The sequence below is a fragment of the Pseudomonas sp. ACN5 genome, assembly GCF_002303975.1.
In the GTDB taxonomy this organism is placed as follows: domain Bacteria; phylum Pseudomonadota; class Gammaproteobacteria; order Pseudomonadales; family Pseudomonadaceae; genus Aquipseudomonas; species Aquipseudomonas laurylsulfatiphila.
In genome coordinates this window covers 437,584-458,941 of sequence record NZ_MRCP01000002.1, presented here as the reverse complement: position 1 = coordinate 458,941, position 21,358 = coordinate 437,584, and the positions used below count along the sequence as shown (strand labels likewise).

General features: G+C 61.2%; 17 protein-coding genes and 1 pseudogene. 10 read left to right on the top strand and 8 right to left on the bottom strand.

The features are described 5' to 3' along the window. Positions 1-27: 27 nt before the first annotated feature. Both BSF40_RS05340 and BSF40_RS05335 read right to left on the bottom strand, forming a co-directional pair. Positions 28-1,602, bottom strand: a complete 1,575-nt coding sequence (locus tag BSF40_RS05340) for a phospholipase D family protein (protein WP_095964329.1) — start codon at positions 1,600-1,602, stop codon at positions 28-30. A gap of 60 nt (positions 1,603-1,662) precedes the next feature. Further along, positions 1,663-3,096, bottom strand: coding sequence for a PLP-dependent aminotransferase family protein (locus BSF40_RS05335; RefSeq protein WP_095964328.1), 1,434 nt, complete (start codon positions 3,094-3,096; stop codon positions 1,663-1,665). Positions 3,097-3,275: 179 nt separating this feature from the next. On the opposite strand from BSF40_RS05335, the gene BSF40_RS05330 reads away from it, so the two are divergent. After that, complete coding sequence (locus BSF40_RS05330) at positions 3,276-3,521, top strand: DUF1127 domain-containing protein (protein ID WP_095964327.1); 246 nt, start codon at positions 3,276-3,278, stop codon at positions 3,519-3,521. Between the two features lie 143 nt (positions 3,522-3,664). Here BSF40_RS05330 and BSF40_RS05325 read toward each other — a convergent pair whose 3' ends face one another. Further along, positions 3,665-4,972 carry an FAD-binding oxidoreductase gene (locus BSF40_RS05325; protein WP_095964326.1) on the bottom strand — a complete coding sequence of 436 codons (1,308 nt, stop codon included), beginning with the start codon at positions 4,970-4,972 and terminating at the stop codon, positions 3,665-3,667. Positions 4,973-5,119: 147 nt separating this feature from the next. On the opposite strand from BSF40_RS05325, the gene BSF40_RS05320 reads away from it, so the two are divergent. After that, positions 5,120-5,473 (top strand): YkgJ family cysteine cluster protein, encoded by a 354-nt coding sequence (locus tag BSF40_RS05320; RefSeq protein WP_007975156.1) that lies wholly within the window; start codon positions 5,120-5,122, stop codon positions 5,471-5,473. Between the two features lie 136 nt (positions 5,474-5,609). Here the strand turns inward: BSF40_RS05320 and BSF40_RS05315 are convergent, their stop codons facing one another. Continuing rightward, positions 5,610-6,098, bottom strand: a complete 489-nt coding sequence (locus tag BSF40_RS05315; RefSeq protein WP_007975155.1) for an Lrp/AsnC ligand binding domain-containing protein — start codon at positions 6,096-6,098, stop codon at positions 5,610-5,612. A gap of 157 nt (positions 6,099-6,255) precedes the next feature. Between BSF40_RS05315 and dadA the strand changes: the two genes are divergently transcribed. The 6 genes from dadA (at position 6,256) to BSF40_RS05285 (ending at position 12,520) form a co-directional block, all read left to right on the top strand. Continuing rightward, positions 6,256-7,560 (top strand): D-amino acid dehydrogenase, encoded by a 1,305-nt coding sequence (gene dadA / locus BSF40_RS05310; RefSeq protein ID WP_095964443.1) that lies wholly within the window; start codon positions 6,256-6,258, stop codon positions 7,558-7,560. Next, complete coding sequence (locus BSF40_RS05305) at positions 7,532-7,885, top strand: RidA family protein (RefSeq protein ID WP_095964325.1); 354 nt, start codon at positions 7,532-7,534, stop codon at positions 7,883-7,885. Before dadA ends, BSF40_RS05305 begins: the two co-directional genes overlap by 29 nt. A gap of 97 nt (positions 7,886-7,982) precedes the next feature. Then, entirely contained in the window at positions 7,983-9,056 is a 1,074-nt protein-coding gene (alr, locus tag BSF40_RS05300) for an alanine racemase (protein ID WP_095964324.1), read from the top strand. 128 nt (positions 9,057-9,184) lie between these two features. Then, positions 9,185-9,733 (top strand): cupin domain-containing protein, encoded by a 549-nt coding sequence (locus BSF40_RS05295; RefSeq protein WP_007975150.1) that lies wholly within the window; start codon positions 9,185-9,187, stop codon positions 9,731-9,733. A 182-nt stretch (positions 9,734-9,915) separates the two neighbouring features. Next, complete coding sequence (locus BSF40_RS05290) at positions 9,916-10,338, top strand: cytochrome c5 family protein (RefSeq protein WP_015097352.1); 423 nt, start codon at positions 9,916-9,918, stop codon at positions 10,336-10,338. 259 nt (positions 10,339-10,597) lie between these two features. Beyond that, a complete protein-coding gene (locus BSF40_RS05285) occupies positions 10,598-12,520 on the top strand; it encodes an acetyl-CoA hydrolase/transferase C-terminal domain-containing protein (protein ID WP_095964323.1) in 1,923 nt (640 codons plus the stop codon). Positions 12,521-12,649: 129 nt separating this feature from the next. On the opposite strand, the gene BSF40_RS05280 is transcribed toward BSF40_RS05285, so the two are convergent. Next, positions 12,650-13,222 (bottom strand): xanthine phosphoribosyltransferase, encoded by a 573-nt coding sequence (locus tag BSF40_RS05280; protein WP_007975145.1) that lies wholly within the window; start codon positions 13,220-13,222, stop codon positions 12,650-12,652. A 55-nt stretch (positions 13,223-13,277) separates the two neighbouring features. Then, positions 13,278-15,287, bottom strand: coding sequence for a DNA helicase Rep (gene rep, locus BSF40_RS05275; RefSeq protein ID WP_007975144.1), 2,010 nt, complete (start codon positions 15,285-15,287; stop codon positions 13,278-13,280). Between the two features lie 264 nt (positions 15,288-15,551). On the opposite strand from rep, the gene BSF40_RS05270 reads away from it, so the two are divergent. Next, positions 15,552-17,225, top strand: coding sequence for a bifunctional diguanylate cyclase/phosphodiesterase (locus BSF40_RS05270; protein WP_095964322.1), 1,674 nt, complete (start codon positions 15,552-15,554; stop codon positions 17,223-17,225). A gap of 135 nt (positions 17,226-17,360) precedes the next feature. Here the strand turns inward: BSF40_RS05270 and BSF40_RS05265 are convergent, their stop codons facing one another. Then, positions 17,361-18,758, bottom strand: a complete 1,398-nt coding sequence (locus BSF40_RS05265) for a NorM family multidrug efflux MATE transporter (RefSeq protein WP_095964442.1) — start codon at positions 18,756-18,758, stop codon at positions 17,361-17,363. 158 nt (positions 18,759-18,916) lie between these two features. Between BSF40_RS05265 and BSF40_RS05260 the strand changes: the two genes are divergently transcribed. Continuing rightward, the gene (locus BSF40_RS05260; RefSeq protein WP_015097348.1) at positions 18,917-19,837 is read left to right on the top strand and encodes a LysR substrate-binding domain-containing protein; all 921 of its coding nucleotides are present in this window, start codon (positions 18,917-18,919) and stop codon (positions 19,835-19,837) included. 171 nt (positions 19,838-20,008) lie between these two features. Here the strand turns inward: BSF40_RS05260 and BSF40_RS05255 are convergent. Then, positions 20,009-21,268, bottom strand: a pseudogene (locus BSF40_RS05255) (YifB family Mg chelatase-like AAA ATPase); the annotation flags it as partial. Positions 21,269-21,358: the final 90 nt, after the last annotated feature.

Below are 21,358 nucleotides of genomic sequence, written 5' to 3'. Positions count from 1 at the left end.
CTACAGGGTTGCGACCTTTTGAGGAGGCTACAACATCCGCTCCAGCCCAACCGTATTGCTCAGCCACGCATTGAGGCGACGCCACCAGCTCCCTGGCTCCTTGGTCAGGGTGTGCATTTTTCCGTCGTCTTCTGTGCTCCAGACAATCTGACCGTTCTCCAGCTCCACTTGATAGCTCAGGGCTGGCGCCATGCCCTGCAGCGCCAGCTCACGGACCCGTGCAGCCAATTCCGGGCTGTCCACCAGCACGCCGACCTCGGTGTTCCACAGCACTGAGCGCGGATCGAAATTGAACGAGCCGATAAAGGATTTCTGCTGGTCGAAGATCATCGCCTTGCTGTGCAGGCTGGAATCGGAGCCGCGATAGGAGCTGCTGGAAAACAGATGCGGCCCGCTACCGCTGCCGCCTCCCTCGCCGGGTTGGCGACGCAATTCGTACAGCTTCACGCCATGTTCCAGCAATGCCCTGCGATAGGGCGCGTAACCACCGTGAACCGCAGGAACGTCCGTGGCTTCCAGTGAATTGGTCAGCAAACGCACCGAAACGCCGGCATCGGCGCGCCCGGTCAGGTACACCAGCCCGGGTTGGCCAGGCACGAAATAAGCCGAAATCATGATCAGCTCTTTGCGGACGCCGTCGAGTTCAGGCGCCAATTGCGTGGTCAGCAGCAACTGCGGATCGGGCTCGCCCTTGGCCAGTACCTTGCTCGGTGCATCCCACAATGCCTGGTTCCAGGCCCAGATCAGTTCGCGGCGCCAGATGTCCAGGCGCGGATGGGTGGCGAAGGTCATCAAGTGTTTGTAGAGCGCGTGATCCTGCTTGCGGGTTTCCGCCAGGGACTCTTCCAGTCGGGTGCGGGTGTTTTCCAGGTCGTGGAGGGTGGGTTTGCTCGACAGGAATTCGTCGATCGGCTTGCTCAGGGCGCTGTTCCAGTATTGGTCGAAACTGTGCCCGAGTTGCTCGGCAACCGGGCCGACACCGAGCAAGTCGATGTCAGTGAAATTCATGTTGGGCTCGGCATCGTAATACTCATCCCCCAGATTTCGCCCGCCGACGATGGCCATGCTGCTGTCCGCCAGCCACAACTTGTTATGCATGCGTCGATGCTGTTGCGACAGGTTGAGCAGTCGGCCAGTGGTACGTGTCACCCCCGTACTGCGGCCCAGGTTCAGCGGATTGAACACTCGGATCTGGATTTGCGGGTGCGCGGCGAGGGTGGCAATGACGCGGTCCAGGCCATCGCTGGTCGTGTCATCAAGCAGTACCCGCACCCGCACGCCCCGGTCGGCGGCCTTGAGCAATTCCTCGATCAGCATGCGTGTGCTGATGCCGTCGTGCACGATGTAGTACTGCAAATCGAGGCTGCTTTGGGCGTTGCGGATCAGTTCGGCACGGGCGGTGAAGGCCTCGGTGCTGTCCGATAGCAGGCGGAAGCCCGATTGTCCCTTGTAAGGCGCGGCCTGTGCCTGGACCGAGCGGCCAAAGGCTGAGTCTGAAGCCGGCAGCGCCTGGCTCGGTACACGCTGTACGTCGAGGCTGGCGCAACCGCCCAGGAACGCGGCGAGTAGCACAAGAGCAAGCAGGGGCTGTCTGACTCTCACGTGGGGTCGTTCCGTTTGGCGGCATAGTCAGGCATATGGACGCTGAATCCAGAATAAAAGTCAGTCGCTGAGCTGATCGGTTTCCGCCAGCAGTTTGATCGCTGTCGCACCGACCTTGCGCACCGCGTCTTCGATCTGCGGTGTTGGCTTGGCAGCGTAGTTCATGCGCAGGCAATTGCGGTATTTGCCGGAGGCGGAAAAAATACTGCCCACGGCAATCTGTACGCCCTGGTCGTGCAAGGCGCGATTCAGTTTCAGGGTGTCGAAGCCTTCCGGCAGTTCGACCCACAGCATGAAGCTGCCTTGTGGGCGACTGGCGCGGGTGCCGGCCGGGAAGTAGCGGGTTACCCAATCGATCATCATGTCGCGATTACGCTGGTATTGAGTGCGCATCCGCCGCAAATGCGGTTCGAAGTGGCCGCCCTTGAGAAACTCGGCGATGGCGATCTGGGGTTGCGGCGCGGTGGAGCCGGTGCTGATGTATTTCATGTGCAGCACCCGTTCCAGATAGCGGCCGGGTGCGACCCAGCCGATGCGCAGGCCCGGTGCCAGGGTCTTGGAAAACGAACTGCACAACAGGACGCGACCGTCCTCGTCGAAGGACTTGATCGTGCGCGGGCGCGGATAGGTGTAGGCCAGTTCGCCATACACATCGTCCTCGATGATCGCCACGTCAAACCGCTGCGCAAGCATCAACAACGCGCGTTTGCGCGACTCCGGCATGATGTAGCCCAGCGGGTTGTTGCAGTTGGGGGTCAACTGTATGACCTTGATCGGCCACTGCTCCAGGGCCAGTTCCAGCGCTTCGAGGCTGATACCGGTCAGTGGATCGGTGGGGATTTCCAGAGCCTTCATGCCCAGGCCCTTGAGGGTTTGCATCGCACCGTGAAAGCTCGGCGAGTCCACCGCCACAATGTCTCCCGGTTCGCAGATCGCCCGAATGCTGGTGGACAGCGCTTCGTGGCAACCGGTGGTCACTACCAGGTCGCTGGCACCCAACTGGCAGCCGGAATCTAGCATCAGGCGGGCGATCTGTTCGCGCAGTTCGAGGTTGCCGTGGATGTTGTCGTAATACAGGCCGGGCATGTCCTGCCGCCGGCTGATCCGTGCCAGGTCGCGCAACAGTGGCTTCATGGTTGGACTGGTGATGTCCGGCATGCCGCGGCCCAGTTGCACCACGTCTTTGCGCGGCACGGCGCGAATCAACTCCAGCACCTGATCCCATTGGGAGATGTCCACCGGCCGTTGGGCCGGGCGGCCGACTGCCGGCAAATCCGGCAGTTCGCGGCTGGCCGGGACGAAGTACCCGGATTTGGGACGTGGCGTGGCCAGTCCACTGTCCTCCAGCACCCGATAGGCCTGCTGCACCGTGCTCAGGCTGACGCCGTGCTCGACGCTCAGCGCCCGTACCGAGGGCAGCCGGTCACCGGGGCGATAGAAGCCCTGTTCGATACGCGTGCCGAGCAGTTCGGCCAGGTTGACGTAAAGGGTCATGGTGCAGCCTCGATAGGGAAGGTTCGGTTAACCAGTACAGATAAGATGAAAAATCGGGATTCAGTGGCGGAATCGGCAAAACTGTATGGAGTTAATACAGTCGCTTTGAATCTGTAATGCTTTTACCCGCCCGCGCATCATGGAACCTCTGGCTACCCAAGTAAACAGGAGCACCCAAGATGAACGGTTTGAGCGATGTGCGGCTGACATTACACAGTCAGGAACTGGCGACAGGGCAGAACAACGGCGCGCGGGAGGCGGGCATGCACACTGCGTCGTCCGGCCAGAGTCGTTGGGATCAGTTCTGGCGTCGGCTGCATACGCGCAAGGCGTTGCTGGCGCTGACACCGGATCAGCTCAAGGATGTCGGGCTGACGCGGGAGCAGGCGTTGGAGGAGGGGCTGAAGCCTTTCTGGCGGATCTGAATGTTGCAGTGTTCTTCAGGGCCTCATCGCGGGCAAGCCCGCTCCCACAAGGACCGGCGGTGAGCGCAAATTTTGTGAACACCATCATACCCTGTGGGAGCGGGCTTGCCCGCGAAGGCGTCAGAGCTGACACCGACAATCCTTCAGACCAACTCTTTCAGCCGATGCCACAACATCCCCAGCGCCAGCAACGGCGAGCGCAAATGCTTGCCGCCGGGGAAGGTGATGTGCGGCACCCGGGCGAACAGATCGAAGCCGCCGCTGTGCTGGCCGCTGATGGCTTCGGCCAGCAGCTTGCCGGCCAGGTGCGTGGCATTCACGCCATGACCGGAATAGGCCTGGGCGTAATACACATTCGGCTGGTCCTTGAGCCGGCCGATCTGCGGCAGGCGGTTGGCGCCGATGCCGATCATGCCGCCCCATTGGTACTCGATCTTCACTGCGCTCAGCTGCGGGAAAACCTCGAGCATTTTCGGGCGCATGTACGCGGCGATGTCTTTCGGGTCGCGGCCGGAGTAATGGCAGGCGCCGCCAAACAGCAGGCGCCGGTCCGCCGAGAGCCGGTAGTAGTCCAGCGCCACCCGTTGGTCACAGACCGCCATGTTCTGCGGCAGCAGGGCGTGGGCCTGTTCTTCGCCCAGTGGTTCGGTGGCGATGATGTAGCTGCCGGCGGGCAGGACTTTACCGCTGAGTTCCGGGTTGAGGTTGTTGAGGTAGGCGTTGCAGCCCAGCACCAGGGTCTTGGCGCGCACCGAGCCCTCGGCGGTATGGACCTTGACCTCGGGGCCATAGTCGATGCGGGTCACGGCCGACCGCTCGAACAGTCGGACCCCCAGTCGTTGCGCCGCCGCCGCTTCGCCCAAGGCCAGGTTCAGTGGGTGCAGGTGCCCCGAGCCCATATCGACCAGGCCGCCAACGTACCGTGTGGAACCGACCACGGTGTGCATCTCATTGGCTTGCAGCAAACGGGTCTCGTAGCGATATCCGAGGCTGCGCAGTTCTTCGGCATCCTCGGCGAACCCTTCAAGGTCGCGGGGCTTGTTGGCGAGGTCGCAGTAACCCCAGGTCAGGTCGCAGGGGACCTGGAAGCGCTCGACCCGTTGCCGGACGATTTCCACGGCTTCCAGGCCCATGAGTTTCATTTGCCGCACGCCTTCGGCGCCGATGACGTTGGTGAACTGATCAAGGCCGTGGCCGACGCCGCGAATCAGCTGCCCACCATTGCGTCCACTGGCGCCCCAACCCATTCTGTGGGCCTCAAGCAACACCACGCTGAGCCCGCGTTCGGCCAGCTCAAGCGCCGTGTTCAACCCCGAAAACCCGCCGCCCACCACACAGACATCGGCCCGCACTTCGCCTTTGAGCACCGGAAGTTCGGGCTGCGGCAGGCTGGTGGCGGCGTAGTAGGACGCGGTGTGGTTCAGAGCAGGCTGTTGAGCACGGGGGGGCATGTGCGTATTCCTGATTCTTGCGTTTAGAAAATTTGACGGAGCATATGCCGGACCTTCCCGTACGGGCAACATTGGTCGGCTGGTGCTGTCTGAATCGGGGCTTTTGCGTCAGAATCGCGCTCTATTCCGCTTTGGGTCACCGCTGCAATGAGCTGCAACAGCCAGACAATCCGCACATTGCGCCAACAGATTCCCTCATTCGAGTGCGTGCCCGGCTGCCATGACTGCTGCGGGCCGGTGACCACCTCGCCGGAAGAAATGTCGCGCCTGCCGCGCAAGACGCGCGCCGAGCAGGATGCCGCCATGGAGGAGCTCAACTGTGTGCATCTGGGGCCCAATGGCTGCACGGTGTATGACGAGCGGCCGCTGATCTGCCGATTGTTCGGCACCACCAAGACCTTGCCATGCCCCAATGGGCGCGGGCCGGTGGAGCTGATTCATCCGCGGGTGGAGAAACAGGTGTTCGAGTATATGGCCAGCACCCGGCAGGTGCTGGTCTAGATAGACCGAGTCGCTGCCTTCGCGAGCAAGCCCGCTCCCACATTGGATCTTCAGTGAACACAAAGTTTATGTTCGACACGGATTAACTGTGGGAGCGGGCTTGCTCGCGAAAGCGGCTGAACAGACGCCGCCAATCTCAATCGGGAATCGGCAGGGTCAGGCTCTCCTTCACTTCTTCCATCACGATATAGCTCTTGGATTCCCGCACATGGGGCAGCTTGAGCAGGATGTCGCCCAGTAACTTGCGGTACGAGGCCATCTCGGAAATCCGCGCCTTCACCAGGTAGTCGAAATCCCCTGACACCAGATGACACTCCAGTACATGGGGCAGTTTCAGCACCGCGCGTCGGAACTCTTCGAACGTATCGCCGGATTTGTAATCCAGGCTGATCTCGACGAACACCAGCAGACTACCCTTCAGGTGTTGCGGATTGAGCCTGGCGTTGTAGCCCATGATGATCCCCTCGCGCTCCAGTCGCCGGACCCGCTCAGTACAGGGCGTGGTCGAGAGCCCGACCTTTTCCCCAAGCTCGGTAAAGGAAATCCGCCCGTCCGCTTGCAGGATCCGCAGGATGTTGCGGTCGATCTTGTCCAGCTCACGTTTAGTCTGAGTGTTGGTCCGCATAGGGGATGCGCCTCCGTGAAAAGGGTTTTTGCCGAGAATTGTCGCCAAATATAGGCGCTTATATAGTGAAAAGCACTGGCAAATCTTTTTTACACTGCGCGCATCTAAAGCTCTGAACAACAAACGTCAGCGGTTAGCCGCGATGAGGGATATGAAAATGCGCGTCATGGTCTTGGGCAGCGGCGTCATCGGTACCACCAGTGCTTATTATCTGGCCCGTGCCGGGTTTGAAGTGGTGGTCGTCGACCGGCAGCCGGCTGCTGCCATGGAGACCAGTTTCGCCAACGCCGGGCAGGTCTCGCCGGGTTATGCCTCGCCGTGGGCCGCACCGGGTGTGCCGCTCAAGGCCATCAAGTGGCTGTTGCAGCGCCACGCGCCCCTGGCAATCAAGGCCACTGCCGACATCGACCAGTACCTGTGGATGGCACAGATGCTGCGCAACTGCACCGCCAGCCGTTACGCGGTGAACAAGGAGCGTATGGTCCGTCTGTCCGAGTACAGCCGTGACTGCCTCGATGAACTGCGTGCCGAAACCGGCATCGCCTACGAAGGCCGCAGCCTCGGCACCACCCAACTGTTCCGCACCCAGGCTCAACTGGACGGCGCCGCGAAAGACATCGCCGTGCTGAAAGAGTCCGGCGTGCCGTTCGAACTGCTCGACCGCGAAGGCATCGCTCGCGTTGAGCCAGCGCTGGCCAGCGTGACTGACATCCTCGCCGGTGCCCTGCGCCTGCCGAACGATCAGACTGGTGACTGCCAGATGTTCACCACCAAGCTCGCAGAAATGGCCGCGAACCTCGGTGTGCAATTCCGTTTCGGCCAGGACATTCAGCGTCTGGACTTCGCCGGTGACCGCATCAACGGTGTGTGGATCGATGGCAAGCTGGAAACCGCCGACCGCTACGTGCTGGCCCTCGGCAGCTACTCGCCACAACTGCTCAAGCCGCTGGGGATCAAGGCGCCGGTGTACCCGCTCAAGGGCTACTCCCTGACGGTGCCGATCACCAACTCGGCGATGGCCCCGACCTCGACCATTCTCGACGAGACCTACAAGGTCGCGATCACCCGTTTCGACAACCGCATCCGCGTCGGCGGCATGGCCGAGATTGCCGGTTTTGACCTGTCGCTGAACCCGCGTCGCCGCGAAACCCTGGAGATGATCGTCAACGACCTTTATCCTCAGGGCGGCGATCTGGCCCAAGCCGATTTCTGGACCGGCCTGCGTCCGACCACTCCGGATGGCACGCCGATCGTTGGCGCCACCCCGTTCAAGAACCTGTTCCTGAACACCGGTCACGGCACACTCGGCTGGACCATGGCCTGTGGCTCCGGGCGTTTGCTGGCTGACCTGATGGCGAAGAAAAAGCCGCAGATCAGCGCCGAAGGCCTCGATATTTCCCGTTATGGCAACAAAACCCAGGAGTCTGCAAAGCATGTCAGTCCAGCGCCAGCTCACCAATGAGCGCATGAGTCAGATCGTCACCCATAACGGCACGGTTTACCTGGCCGGACAGGTAGGCGACGACATGAACGCCGGGATTGAACAGCAGACCCGTGAAACCCTCGCCAACATCGAGCGTTTGCTCGATCTGGCCGGCACCGACAAGCACAACCTGCTGTCGGTGACGATTTACCTGAAAGACATCGATGCGCACTTCGAAGGCATGAACGCGGTGTGGGACAACTGGCTGCCAAAAGGCGTCGCCCCGGCCCGTGCCACCGTTGAGTCGAAACTTTGCGAACCGGAAATCCTGGTCGAGCTGTCGGTTGTAGCCGCTCTGCCATAAGCTTTCAGACAGATCCCTCTCCCGGTGCTGTTGGCGGTTCACGCTGTCAGCCAGCGCCGGTTTTTCTTCCCGATAACCCGACCAGAAGTGTGCCGCCATGCGTCCTGCCCGTGCCCTGATCGACCTTCAAGCCCTGCGTCACAACTACCGAATCGCCCGTGAACTGACGGGGGCCAAAGCCCTCGCGGTGATCAAGGCCGATGCCTATGGCCATGGCGCGGTGCGTTGCGCCCAGGCGCTGGAAGCCGAGGCGGACGGTTTTGCCGTGGCCTGCATCGAAGAGGCGCTGGAACTGCGGGCGGCGGGCATTCGTGCACCTGTCCTGCTGCTGGAAGGTTTTTTCGAAGCCGATGAACTGGCGCTGATCGTCGAGCATGATTTCTGGTGCGTGGTGCATTCGCTGTGGCAACTCGAAGCCATCGAGAAAGCCGCGTTGAGCAGGCCGATCACCGTGTGGCTGAAGCTCGATTCGGGCATGCACCGTGTGGGGCTGCATCCGGCGGATTATCAGGCGGCCTATCAACGGCTGCTGGCCAGCGGCAAGGTCGCGAAGGTCGTGCTGATGAGCCACTTTGCGCGTGCCGATGAACTGCACGAACAGGCCAGTGCCGATCAGGTGGCGGTATTTGAAGCGGCGCGCAAGGGCTTGTCCGCCGAGGTCAGCCTGCGCAACTCGCCGGCGGTGCTCGGTTGGCCACAGATTCCGAGCGATTGGGTACGTCCCGGCATCATGCTCTATGGCGCCACGCCGTTCGAAGAGGCCAATGAAGTTGCCTCACGCCTGCAACCCGTGATGACCCTGGAATCGAAAGTCATCAGTGTCCGCGAACTGCCGGCTGGCGAGCCAGTCGGTTACGGCGCCAAATTCATCACGCCTAAACCGATGCGCATTGGTGTGGTGGCCATGGGTTACGCCGATGGCTACCCGCGTCTGGCACCGACCGGCACCCCCGTGCTGGTTGCCGGGCAGCGCAGCCAGTTGATCGGCCGGGTGTCGATGGACATGCTCTGCATCGACCTGACCGATGTGCCGCAGGCCGGTCTCGGTTCGACCGTCGAGTTGTGGGGCAAAAACATCCTCGCCAGCGACGTGGCCATGGCTGCTGGTACGATTCCGTACCAGATTTTCTGCAACCTGCGCCGGGTGCCACTGCTCTATTCCGGGGCTTAGTGCGCAAGGCTCCAGACCGGAAGTCGCCTCGCTGAGCAGGATTCAGGTCAAGGTGTTGTAAATACTGAACGCTGTCGCCATGATAACGTCCACTATTCCAACAATTTTGAATCCTGGAGGCGCAAGCTTTGGACGTCGGTGAACGACTGCAATCCATCCGTAGGCTCAAAGGCCTTTCCCAGCGTGAGCTCGCCAAACGGGCGGGTGTCACCAACAGCACCATTTCGATGATCGAAAAGAACAGCGTGAGCCCTTCGATCAGTTCGTTGCGCAAGGTGTTGGGCGGGATTCCCATGTCCATGGTCGAGTTCTTTTCCGAAGAAATCCTGCAGGAAAAGCCGACCCAGATCGTCTACAAGGCCAACGAGCTGATCGATATTTCCGATGGCGCCGTGACCATGAAACTGGTCGGTCGGGCCCACCCGAGCCGGGCTATCGCATTTCTCAATGAAATCTATCCGCCAGGTGCCGACACCGGTGACGAGATGCTCACCCATGAGGGCGAGGAAACCGGCATCCTGGTCGAAGGAAAACTGGAACTGGTGGTCGGTCTCGAAACTTTTGTCCTCGAAGCCGGTGATAGCTACTACTTTGAAAGTACCAAGCCACACCGTTTCCGGAATCCGTTCGATGCGCCTGCGCGACTAATCAGCGCAGCCACGCCGGCGAATTTCTAAGAAAAGAGGCGTCCTGCCAGCATTGCAGAGGCGCCCGGGCCGTTTTTCCGCCGCCGCCTAAGACCCTTGCGACTTTGGGGTTGTTTCAGTGCGACGGGCTTACCGCTATACTTGCGCCCGCCTGCGAACCGTGGCCGTAGGCGTGACTAGCCACCATTGAGGGTGAACGCGTGAACCTAATTATGAAAATGCTGGCTGCACCAGCAACCGTATTGGCCCTATGGGCTGTCAGTGTCAGCGCTCAGGCTGCGACCAACGACGATATCGCCAAACGCCTTGAGCCAGTCGGCCAGGTCTGTGTTCAGGGTAAAGAGTGCAAGGGCATGGAAGTGGCCGCTTCCGCCGGCGGCGGTGGTGGTGCAAAAACCCCGGATGAAGTGATTGCAAAACATTGCAACGCTTGCCACGGTTCAGGCCTGTTGGGCGCACCGAAAGTCGGTGATGCTGCCGCTTGGGGCGAGCGCGCCAAGAAAGAAGGTGGTATTGACGGCCTGCTTGCCAAAGCGATCTCCGGTATCAACGCGATGCCGCCAAAAGGCACCTGCGCCGATTGTGCAGACGCCGAACTCAAAGGCGCCATCCAGAAGATGTCCGGCTTGAAGTAAGCGCCAGATCTTCCGCAAAAAACCGTCTTCGGACGGTTTTTTTGTGCCCTCAATCCCTGTAGGAGCGAGCGTGCTCGCGATGAATTCGAAGGCGCCGTGGGGCGTCAGGCTCGCCGCATTATCGTTGACGACCATCGCGAGCGAGCTCGCTCCTACAAGGTATTTGTGTCGGGCGGTTGGCCGATACAGGTTGTTCATTGCAGCAAAGACCCGGCAATCTCGGTCCAAACTCAAGTCATGGAACGTGAGGGAGGATCCGATGGTTCAGCTGTGCTCTATCGAACAGGCAGTCGATGACGTCCTGGCAAGGTTGCCGGCGCATATCCACATGGGCTTGCCTCTGGGGTTGGGCAAACCCAATCACTTCGTCAACGCGTTGTATCGACGAATCGCACAGTTGCCCGAGCGGCGGCTGACGATCTACACCGCGTTGTGTCTGGGCCGCCCGCCCTTGGGCGACGGCTTGCAAAAGCGCTTCCTCGAGCCCTTTATCGAACGGGTTTTCGGCGATTATCCGGAGCTGGATTTCCTCGCCGACCTGCGTCGCGATCAACTCCCGGGCAACATCCACATCCAGCAGTTTTTCATGCAGCCCGGCAGCCTGCTCAACAGTGCCACGGCACAGCAGGATTACGTCAGCAGCAACTACAGCCATGCGGCGCGGGACATCAATGCCACCGGGTTGAACCTGGTGGCGCAACTGGTGGCCAGCCATGCCGAGCATCCCGACCGCTTGAGCCTGAGCTGCAACCCCGACATCACCCTCGACCTGTTGCCGATGATCGCCAAGCGCCGCACCGCCGGAGAAACCATCCTGATGGTCGGCCAGGTGCACGACGATCTGCCTTACATGCCCGGCGATGCGGAACTGGGCATCGACACCTTTGACTTGCTGATCGATGAGAAAGACCACACCACGCTGTTTTCCACGCCGAACATGCCGGTGGGGTGTCAGGACCATTTCATCGGCCTGCACGCCAGTACCCTGGTGCGTGACGGCGGTACGTTGCAGATCGGCATCGGCTCCATGGGCGATGCGCTGACGGCGGCGCTGCTGGCGCGGCAAGCGGACAACGACGCTTACAAGGCGTTGCTGGCCGACGTAAACCTCAGCCACTGGGCGCAACTGATCGAGCGCGAGGGCGGCGCCGATCCCTTCGCCAAAGGCCTGTATGGCTGTAGCGAAATGTTCGTCAATGGCTTGTTGGTACTGGCTGATGCCGGAATCGTGCGGCGCAAGGTTTACCCGGACGTGGCGACCCAGCAGCAGGCGAATGCCGGCACCCTCGACGAGGCAGCGCAAACCGATGGCATCTCGGTGCACGGCGGTTTCTTCCTCGGTCCGCGCAGCTACTACGAACGCTTGCGCGAATTGCCACAAAACAAGCGGCTCGAATTCAACATGACCCGCATCAGCTACATCAACGAGCTTTACGGGCAGGAAGAACTCAAGCGCTTGCAGCGCCTGGATGCGCGGTTCATCAACACCGCGTTCACCGTGACCTTGCTTGGTGCCGCGGTGGCGGATCAATTGGAAGATGGGCGCGTACTCAGCGGTGTAGGCGGGCAATACAACTTCGTGGTTCAAGGGCATGCGCTGCAAGGCGCGCGCTCGGTGTTGCTGCTGCGCAGCTGGCGTGAGTCTGGCGGCGACGTCAGCTCGAACATCGTTTGGGAGTATGGCCACTGCACGATTCCCCGGCACTTGCGGGACATGGTGGTCACCGAATATGGCATCGCCGATCTTCGTGGCAAAACCGATGCGGCAGTGATCGAGGCTTTGCTCAATATCAGCGACTCGCGTTTTCAGTCGGGATTGATTGAACAGGCGCAGAAGGTCGGCAAACTGCCCAAGGACTTCCGACTCGAGCCGCGCTTTACCGATAACACTCCGCAGCGGTTGCAGGAGATCCAGGCGCGGCATCCGCGGCTTTTTCCGGAGTATCCGCTGGGCTGTGATTTCACCGAGGTCGAGCGAGATGTGTTGCGGGCGCTGAACTGGCTCAAGAGCAAGTTCAAGCTGAGCGAGGTGCTGGAACTGGGCAAGGCAGCGCTGGATGCGCCGGAGGCAGCAGCGTTCCCTGAGCATCTGGAGCGCATGCAGCTGGCCAATCCTGAAGGACTGAAGGAGGATTTGTATCAGCGGTTGCTGCTAACCGGCCTCAAGGCCACCACGCAATAACAGCCAACATACATCAAATGTGGGAGCGGGCTTGCTCGCGAAGGCGGTGTGTCAGTCAAAAATCAGTCGACTGACACACCGCCTTCGCGAGCAAGCCCGCTCCCACAGGGAGAATTGCGGTGTGGCGGCTTACTCGATGAAGGTCACGACACCATCTGCCAGCGACTTCACGCGGGCCAACGACTCTACGCGATAACCCTGTGAATCCAGCTCCGCACGACCGCCCTGAAACGACTTCTCGATCACGATGCCCAGGCCCGCCACGGTAGCGCCGGCCTGTTTGATGATCGAAATCAGCGCCTGGGACGCCTTACCGTTGGCCAAAAAGTCATCGATGATCAGCACGCGGTCGCTGCTGGTCAGGTGGCGCGGGGAGATCGCCACGGTGCTTTCGGTCTGCTTGGTGAACGAGTACACGGTCGCCGACAGCAGGTTTTCGGTCAGGGTCAGGGACTGGTGCTTGCGGGCGAAAATCACCGGCACACCGAGGTTCAGGCCGGTCATGATCGCCGGGGCGATGCCCGAGGCTTCGATGGTGACGATCTTGGTGATGCCCGAGTCCTTGAACAGCGTGGCGAATTCGTCGCCGATCAGCTTCATCAGGGCCGGGTCGATCTGGTGGTTCAGAAAGGCGTCGACCTTCAGGACCTGGTCGGAAAGCACAATGCCTTGTTCGCGAATTTTCTGGTGCAGGGCTTCCATGAAGCTGTCCTCTTTTGGCGCCTGTGCGCCGAAGGTCATATAAAAGTGGTCAATTCTAGCGCTTTAACATCGCGCGTATATCTGCCAATGCATTGTTGCCCCGCACGGCTTTGACTTCGGTCGGTGTGTCGTCGTTGCCTTCCCAGGCCAGATCGTCCGGTGGTAACTCATCGAGGAAGCGGCTCGGCGCGCAATCGATGATCTCGCCGTACTGCTTGCGCTTGGCGGCGAAGGTGAAGGCCAGGGTCTGGCGCGCGCGGGTAATGCCCACGTAGGCCAGGCGACGTTCTTCTTCGATGGTGTCGGCTTCGATGCTGGAACGGTGCGGGAGGATTTCCTCCTCCATGCCCATGATGAACACGTAGGGGAATTCCAGGCCCTTGGACGCATGCAGGGTCATCATCTGCACGCCTTCGGCGCCGTCTTCCTCTTCCTGCTGACGCTCGAGCATGTCACGCAGGACGAGTTTGCCGATGGCGTCCTCGACGGTCATTTCGCCTTCTTCGTCTTTTTCCAGGGTGTTCTTCAGCGCCTCGATCAGGAACCAGACGTTACCCATGCGGTAATCGGCGGCCTTGTCGCTGGAGCTGTTGGTGCGCAGCCAGTTCTCGTAGTCGATGTCCATGACCATGCTGCGCAGGGCCGAGATCGGGTCTTCGCCGGCGCATTGCTCGCGCACCCTGTCCATGAAGCGCTTGAAACGCGACAGGCGATCGGTGAAGCGGCTGTCCAGATGCTCGCCCAGGCCGATTTCGTCGGTGGCGGCGTACATCGAGATCTTGCGCTCGGTGGCGTAGTTACCGAGCTTCTCCAGCGTGGTCGAGCCGATCTCGCGACGCGGCACGTTGATCACCCGCAAGAAGGCGTTGTCGTCGTCCGGGTTCACGATCAGGCGGAAGTAGGCCATCAGGTCTTTCACTTCCTGACGGCCGAAAAAGCTGTTGCCGCCTGAGAGGCGATACGGCACCTGGTGGTGCTGCAATTTCAGCTCGATCAGCTTGGCCTGGTAGTTGCCGCGATACAGGATCGCGAAATCGCTGTACGGACGGTCGGTGCGCAAGTGCAGGCTGAGGATTTCCATGGCCACACGCTCGGCCTCGGCGTCCTCGTTGCGGCAGCGGATCACGCGGATCTCGTCGCCGTGACCCATTTCACTCCACAGCTGCTTTTCGAATTCGTGGGGGTTGTTCGAGATCAGCACGTTGGCGCAGCGCAGGATGCGGCTGGTGGAGCGGTAGTTCTGCTCCAGCATCACCACTTTCAAGGATGGGTAGTCCTCCTTGAGCAGCATCAGGTTTTCCGGGCGGGCACCGCGCCAGGCATAGATCGACTGGTCATCGTCGCCCACCACGGTGAACTGGTTGCGCTTGCCGATGAGCATTTTCACCAGCAAATACTGGCTGGCGTTGGTGTCCTGGTATTCGTCCACCAGCAGGTATCGCACCTTGTTCTGCCACTTTTCCAGGATGTCGGCGTGTTCTTCGAACAGCTTCACCGGCAGCAGGATCAGGTCGTCGAAGTCCACTGCGTTGAACGCCTTGAGCGTGCGCTGGTAGTGGGTGTAGACGATGGCGGCGGTCTGCTCCTTGGGATTGCGCGCGTTTTCCAGGGCCTGGGCCGGCAGGATCAGGTCGTTTTTCCAGGCGCCGATCATGTTCTTGATCTCGTCGACACCGTCGTCGCCCGAGTATTCCTTCTGCATGATGTCGGTCATCAGGGCTTTGACGTCGGTCTCGTCGAAGATCGAGAAGCCCGGTTTGTAGCCCAGCCGCACGTGCTCCTTGCGGATGATGTTCAGGCCCAGGTTGTGGAAGGTGCAGACCGTCAGCCCGCGACCTTCACCGGCACGCAGCAGGGTGCCGACCCGTTCCTTCATCTCGCGGGCAGCCTTGTTGGTAAAGGTCATGGCGACGATGTACTGGGCGCGGATGCCGCAGTTCTGGATCAGGTGCGCGATTTTGCGCGTGATCACACTGGTCTTGCCGGAGCCTGCACCGGCGAGCACCAAAAGAGGGCCGCCGACGTAGCTCACGGCTTCTTGCTGCCGGGGATTGAGTCGGGACATAGGTAATTTCAGGAGTCAGTCACGAAATGGGCCGGCATTTTAACAGGCTCAGCGATTTGTGCTGCTCTGTCCGACTTGTGACGTACCGCGCTATCTGTAATTGCCGGTTTTGTTACTTTCACGCAGGATGCGCAACGAATTTGCGGCTAATGTTCGTAATTCCAGATACAAAGGGCTCGTTTTGATAACTGATGTCATTGTCATTGGTCATCGGGACGGCATAATGCCCGTCGCCTACATCTTTGCAGAGTCTAGGGAGCTAGCTTGTCTACGCCTGTCGAACCCTTGCGTTTGCTGCTACTGGCCGAAGAGCCAGCGTGGGCAGCGTTGTTGCGCGAGTGTCTGGCTCCGGTGGGGAGCTCGGCCGTGCTCATCAGCGCGCCGAGTTGGGAGTCGGTCAGCAGTCTGTTCGATGACAACCGCAGCGCGGTGTTATTGACCATCCCGCAACTTCAACCGGCGCCGGGCCGTTGCAGCCTGCCGACGGTGTTGCTGCTCGACCATGAGCCGCTGACCCCGCCCGACGGTGTAAGTGACTGGCTGGTGCGCGATCATCTCGATCCAGGCATGTTGCGCCGCTGCCTGCGCCATGTGCGCGAACGTGGCGTGCTGGAAAACACCCTGCAACGCCTGGCCGAGCAAGATCCGCTCACCGGCATCGCCAATCGCCAGGGCTTTCAGACCCTGTTGACGGCGCGCCTGGCGGAAAACGACGGTCGCGGCCTGGCCCTCGGTCATCTCGACCTCGACAATTTCCGTTACGCCAACGACGCCCTCGGCCATCAGGCCGGTGACCGCCTGATCCTGCAGGTGGTGGCGCGGCTCAAGAGCCAGCTTGAAGCCGGCGATCAACTCGCGCGCCTGGGCAGTGATGAATTCGCGCTGCTGATCGACACCCGTCGCGCACCCCAGCGTGCCGAGTGGATGGCCGAACGCATCAGCGAAGCGCTGGCCGAACCCTATTGGGTCGACGGCGAAAGCTTGTTGATCGGCTCCAGCCTGGGCATTGCCCATGCCCGGGCCCAGACCGGTGCGGACCCGCTGATGTGGCACGCGCACATTGCCATGCAGCAGGCCAAAAGCACGCAAGGCTGCACTTTCCACATTTTCAACGAACGCATCAATCGCAATGCCCGCAGCATCGCCGACCTCGAAACCGAACTACGCCGGGCACTGCGCCGCGATGAGCTGGAGTTGCACTACCAGCCACGGCTGAACCTTGAAGACGGACAGATCGTCGGTCTCGAAGCGTTGGTGCGCTGGCGGCATGCCGAGCGCGGCCTGCTGCCACCGAGTGAATTCGTGCCGCTGGCCGAGCAAAGCGGTCTGATCGTGCCGCTGGGCTACTGGGTGATTTCCCGGGCCTTGCGCGACATGCAGGCGCTGCTTGAGCTGGGTTTGCCGCCGTTGCACATGGCGATCAACCTGTCATTCCGGCAGTTCCAGGACAGCCAGTTGCTGTCGACCCTCAGTCGCCTGATTGCCGAGCGCGGCGTCGAGGCGCAGTGGCTGGAGTTCGAACTGACCGAAACGGCCGTGATGCGCCGCAGCGACCTGGTCAAGCAGACCATGGACGCCCTCGGGCGCCTCGGTGTGCGCTTCTCTCTCGACGACTTTGGCACCGGCTTCTCGTCGTTCGTGCACCTCAACAGCCTGCCGATCACTTTGCTGAAAATCGACAAGAGCTTTGTCGGCGGCATGGAACAGCGTGAGGAAAACCGCAAGCTGGTCCACGCGATGATCAACCTGGCGCACAACCTCAACCTTGAAGTGGTCGCCGAAGGTGTGGAAACACCGGAGCAGCTGGATCTGCTGCGCGGGTTCGAATGCGATCAGGTGCAGGGGTATTTGATCAGCAGGCCATTGCCGCTGGCCGAGCTGGTGGAATATCTGATGTTTGGCTCCAGCCAGCAGACGCCGCTGGAAGTCGTAAGCTGATCACGAGTAATTGTTTGCCACCGAACCCTGTAGGAGCGAGCTTGCTCGCGATGGTCGTCAACGATAACGCTGGTTGGCAGGTGCCCCGCGGCGTTCTCGGGTTTATCGCGAGCGGGCTCGCTCCTACAAGGGATCTCAGTCAGGCTGAGCGACTTCGAAGCGCTGCTCTGACGTCGTTTCGCGCTTGATCATCCGCTTCATCTTCCACTCAAACCCCAACGTCAGGCTCACCGCCGCACACGCCAGCCCCAGCGCCAGGCCCCACCAGACACCCGTTGGCCCCCAGTCCAGGTGGAACGCCATCCACCACGCGGCCGGAGCGCCAATCAGCCAATAGCAACCCAGGCCCACCAGGAACGTGGTCTTGGCATCCTTGAGCCCGCGAATGCAGCCCATGGCAATGGTTTGCGTGCCGTCGAACAGCTCGAACCAAGCCGCCACCGCCAGCAGGCTCACGGCGAGGTTGATGACATCGCGGAACGCCGGGTCGTTATGGTCGAGAAACAAACCGACCAACTGATTCGGCAACAGCCAGAAGACCATGGCGAAACACAGCATCGCCGCCGCCCCGAACGCAATGCCGACCCGCCCGGCCAGCCGCGCATCCAGCAGTTGCCCGGCGCCGTAGTGCTGACCGATGCGCATGGTGATCGCATAGGAAATCCCCGCCGGCACCATGAACGCCACCGAGACGATTTGCAGGGCGATCTGGTGTGCACCCAGTTGCGTGCTACCCATGGTGCCCATGCACAGCGCGGCGAAGGCAAACAGCCCGACTTCCACCGCGTAGGTGCCGCCAATCGGCAGGCCCAGACGCCACAGCTCCTTCAGGTACTGGCGGTTCAGGCGTGACAGGCCCTGACGCAGCGGATAGGCCTCATAAGCCGGATGCCGCCGAATGTGCCACGCCAGCGCCAGGGCCATCAGGTTGGCGACAATCGCCGTGACCAGCCCGATGCCCATCAGCCCCAGCTTCGGCAGGCCGAACATGCCGGTAATCAGTGCATAGTTGAGCAGGAAGTTGGCCACGGTCCCGCCCAGGCTGATGACCATCACCGGTGTCGCACGGCCAATGGCGCTGGTGAACCCGCGCAGGGCCATGAAGCTCAGGTAGCCGGGCAGGGCGAACGGCAGGAAGATCAAAAACTGCCCGGCCATCTGGACATTGCTTTCGGTCTGGCCGAACAGCAGCAGCACCGGTTTGAGGTTCCACAGCAGCAAACCGGCGACCAGCGCCATCAGCCATGCCAGCCACAACCCGGCCTGGGTCAGCCGGGTCGCCCCGAGAATGTCGCCGGCTCCCTGACGGATCGCGACCAGAGTGCCGACGGCAGCAATCACGCCGATGCAGAAAATCGACACGAACGAATAGGTCGCCGCGCCGAGCCCGCCACCGGCCAGTGCCTCGGGACTCAGGCGCGCCATCATCAGGGTGTCGGTGAGGACCATCAGCATGTGCGCCAACTGCGAGGCAATCAGCGGCCCCGCCAGCCGCAGGATGGCCCAGAGTTCAGTACGTGCTGGATGCTGCATGGTCATCACGCTCGATTCTGGAAGTGGACAGGAAAGCGTCGATTCTCGGCGCTCTGCGGCGTTTGCACAAAGGGATAAAAAGGATGGGTAGCATGACTCAAACTCATGCAGAATAGTTTCTGCCAGGGTATCCAAAAACCGCTGTAGGAGCTTTCCTGATGTCGCGTCGTCTTCCTCCCTTATATGCCCTGCGCGCATTTGAAGCGGCGGCGCGACACACGTCGTTTACCCGGGCCGCGGAAGAGCTGTCGATTACCCAAAGTGCGGTCAGCCGACATATTCGTACGCTCGAAGAACATTTTGCCTGCCGCTTGTTTCATCGCAGTGGTCGCAACCTGCAACTGACCGAGTCGGCCCGCTTGCTGTTGCCGGGTATTCGCGAGGGCTTCACCGCCCTGGAGCGCGCCTGCAATACCTTGCGCGCCGAAGACGACATCCTGCGCATGAAAGCCCCGTCGACCCTGACGATGCGTTGGTTGCTGGCGCGCCTCAGTCGCTTCCGTCATCTGCAACCGGGTAACGAAGTGCAGCTGACCAGTGCGTGGATGGACGTCGATTCCGTGGATTTCAACGACGAGCCGTTCGACTGTGCGGTGCTGTTAAGCAACGGACATTTCCCTCCGGACTGGGAGGCGAGTTACCTGTTCCCCGAGGAGTTGATCCCGGTCGGCGCACCCAACCTGCGGGGCGACCAGCCCTGGGATGTCGAACGCCTGAGCAACACCGAGTTGCTGCACCCGACGCCGGACCGCCGCGACTGGCGCAACTGGCTGGAGCGCATGGGCCTGGCCGAACAGGTATCGCTCAAGGGCGGGCAGGTGTTCGATACCCTGGAACTGGGCATGATCGCCGCTGCGCGAGGTTATGGCGTGTCCATGGGCGATCTGCTGATGGTCGCGGAGGACGTGGCCCAGGGACGCTTGAGCCTGCCGTGGCCGACAGCGGTGGCCAGCGGCTTGTGTTACTACCTCGTGTGGCCGAAAACCCGTCCCGGCGGCGAACGCATGCGCCGGCTCAGCGACTTTCTGCAAAACGAAGTCCGGTCCATGGAGTTGCCGGATGTCGTGCATCTGAGCTGAAACGAGGAAGCCGCAGGAGAGGCTGGCGGCGGTTTAGCGCTCCGGGGTTGACCGCTTTCGTTGAGGTACGGCTGAATTAGTCTTCGCGAGCAAGCCCGCTCCCACAGGATAAACGACGCCGAACCTGTGGGAGCGGGCTTGCTCGCGAATGGAACGACTCGGTTTCGATACTTACTGCGTGGCCGGCCGATACTGCAACGCCTCCGCCAAATGTTCACGGCTGATCGCGTCAACCTGTTCCAGGTCCGCCAGCGTCCGCGCCACCTTGAGCAAACGGTGCGCCGAACGCAGTGACAGGGTCAGTCGTTCACAGGCGGATTCCAGCCAGTGCTCATCGGCTGTGGATAACTCGCAGTGCCGGCGCAGACCCGGCAGATCGAGAAACGCATTGGCACAACCCTGGCGGTTCTGCTGGCGCTCACGAGCCTCGGCGACAAGCACTGCAGCACTGGCGCTGTTCTCGCCTGGCTTCACTTTGGGATTCAACGCCGTGGCTTCCCGGGCGACAGTCAGATGCAGGTCGATGCGATCGAGCAGCGGCCCCGACAGCTTGTTGCGATAACGCTGCACCATGTCCGGCGTGCAGGAGCAGCGCCCGCTTGGCTCGCCAAGATATCCACAGGGGCACGGATTCATTGCCGCCACCAATTGAAAGCGTGCCGGAAAGCGCACGCGATCTTTCGCCCGCGAGATGACGATATGCCCGGATTCCATTGGCTCCCTCAAGACTTCCAATACTCTGCGCTCAAACTCGGGAAGCTCATCAAGAAACAGGACGCCGTGGTGGGCGAGGGTAATTTCACCCGGCTGCGGTTTCGAGCCGCCACCCACTAAGGCGGGGCCAGAGGCGGAGTGATGGGGCTGGCGAAAGGGGCGCTGTGGCCAGTGACGCAACGGCACACAACTGGTGACCGATTGAATCGCCGCCACTTCCAGCGCCTCGCTCTCGGTCAGCGGCGGCAGCAGCCCCGGCAAGCGACTCGCCAGCAAGGTTTTTCCGGTCCCGGGGGGGCCACTGAGTAACAGGTTGTGGGCGCCTGCAGCCGCAATCAGCAGCGCACGCTTGGCCGCCAGTTGCCCTTGCACTTCATTCAGGTCGGGATAGGGTTTGCTGGCGCAGAGCAGTCCATCGGAAGCGTAAGGCTCGATCGGTGTATGCCCGTTGAAGTGCGCGACGGCCTCCAGCAAATGGTCAACAGCAATCACTTTCAGTCCCGACGCCAGGCACGCTTCCTCAGCGTTCGCCCGTGGCACCATCAGCCAGCGCCCGGCCTTGCGCGCCGCCAACGCCGCCGGCAACACCCCTCGAACTGCCCGCACCGCACCGGACAGGGCCAACTCCCCCAAACACTCCACGTCATCCAGTGTCAGCGTCGGCACCTGCACACTGGCCGAGAGAATCCCCAGGGCAATCGCCAGATCGAAGCGACCCGGCACCGGTTTGTAGCTAGCCCATGGACATCTCTACAGGCCCCGAATTACATGACCTGAGCGGAAATAACAAATGTCCATAGAAGACGA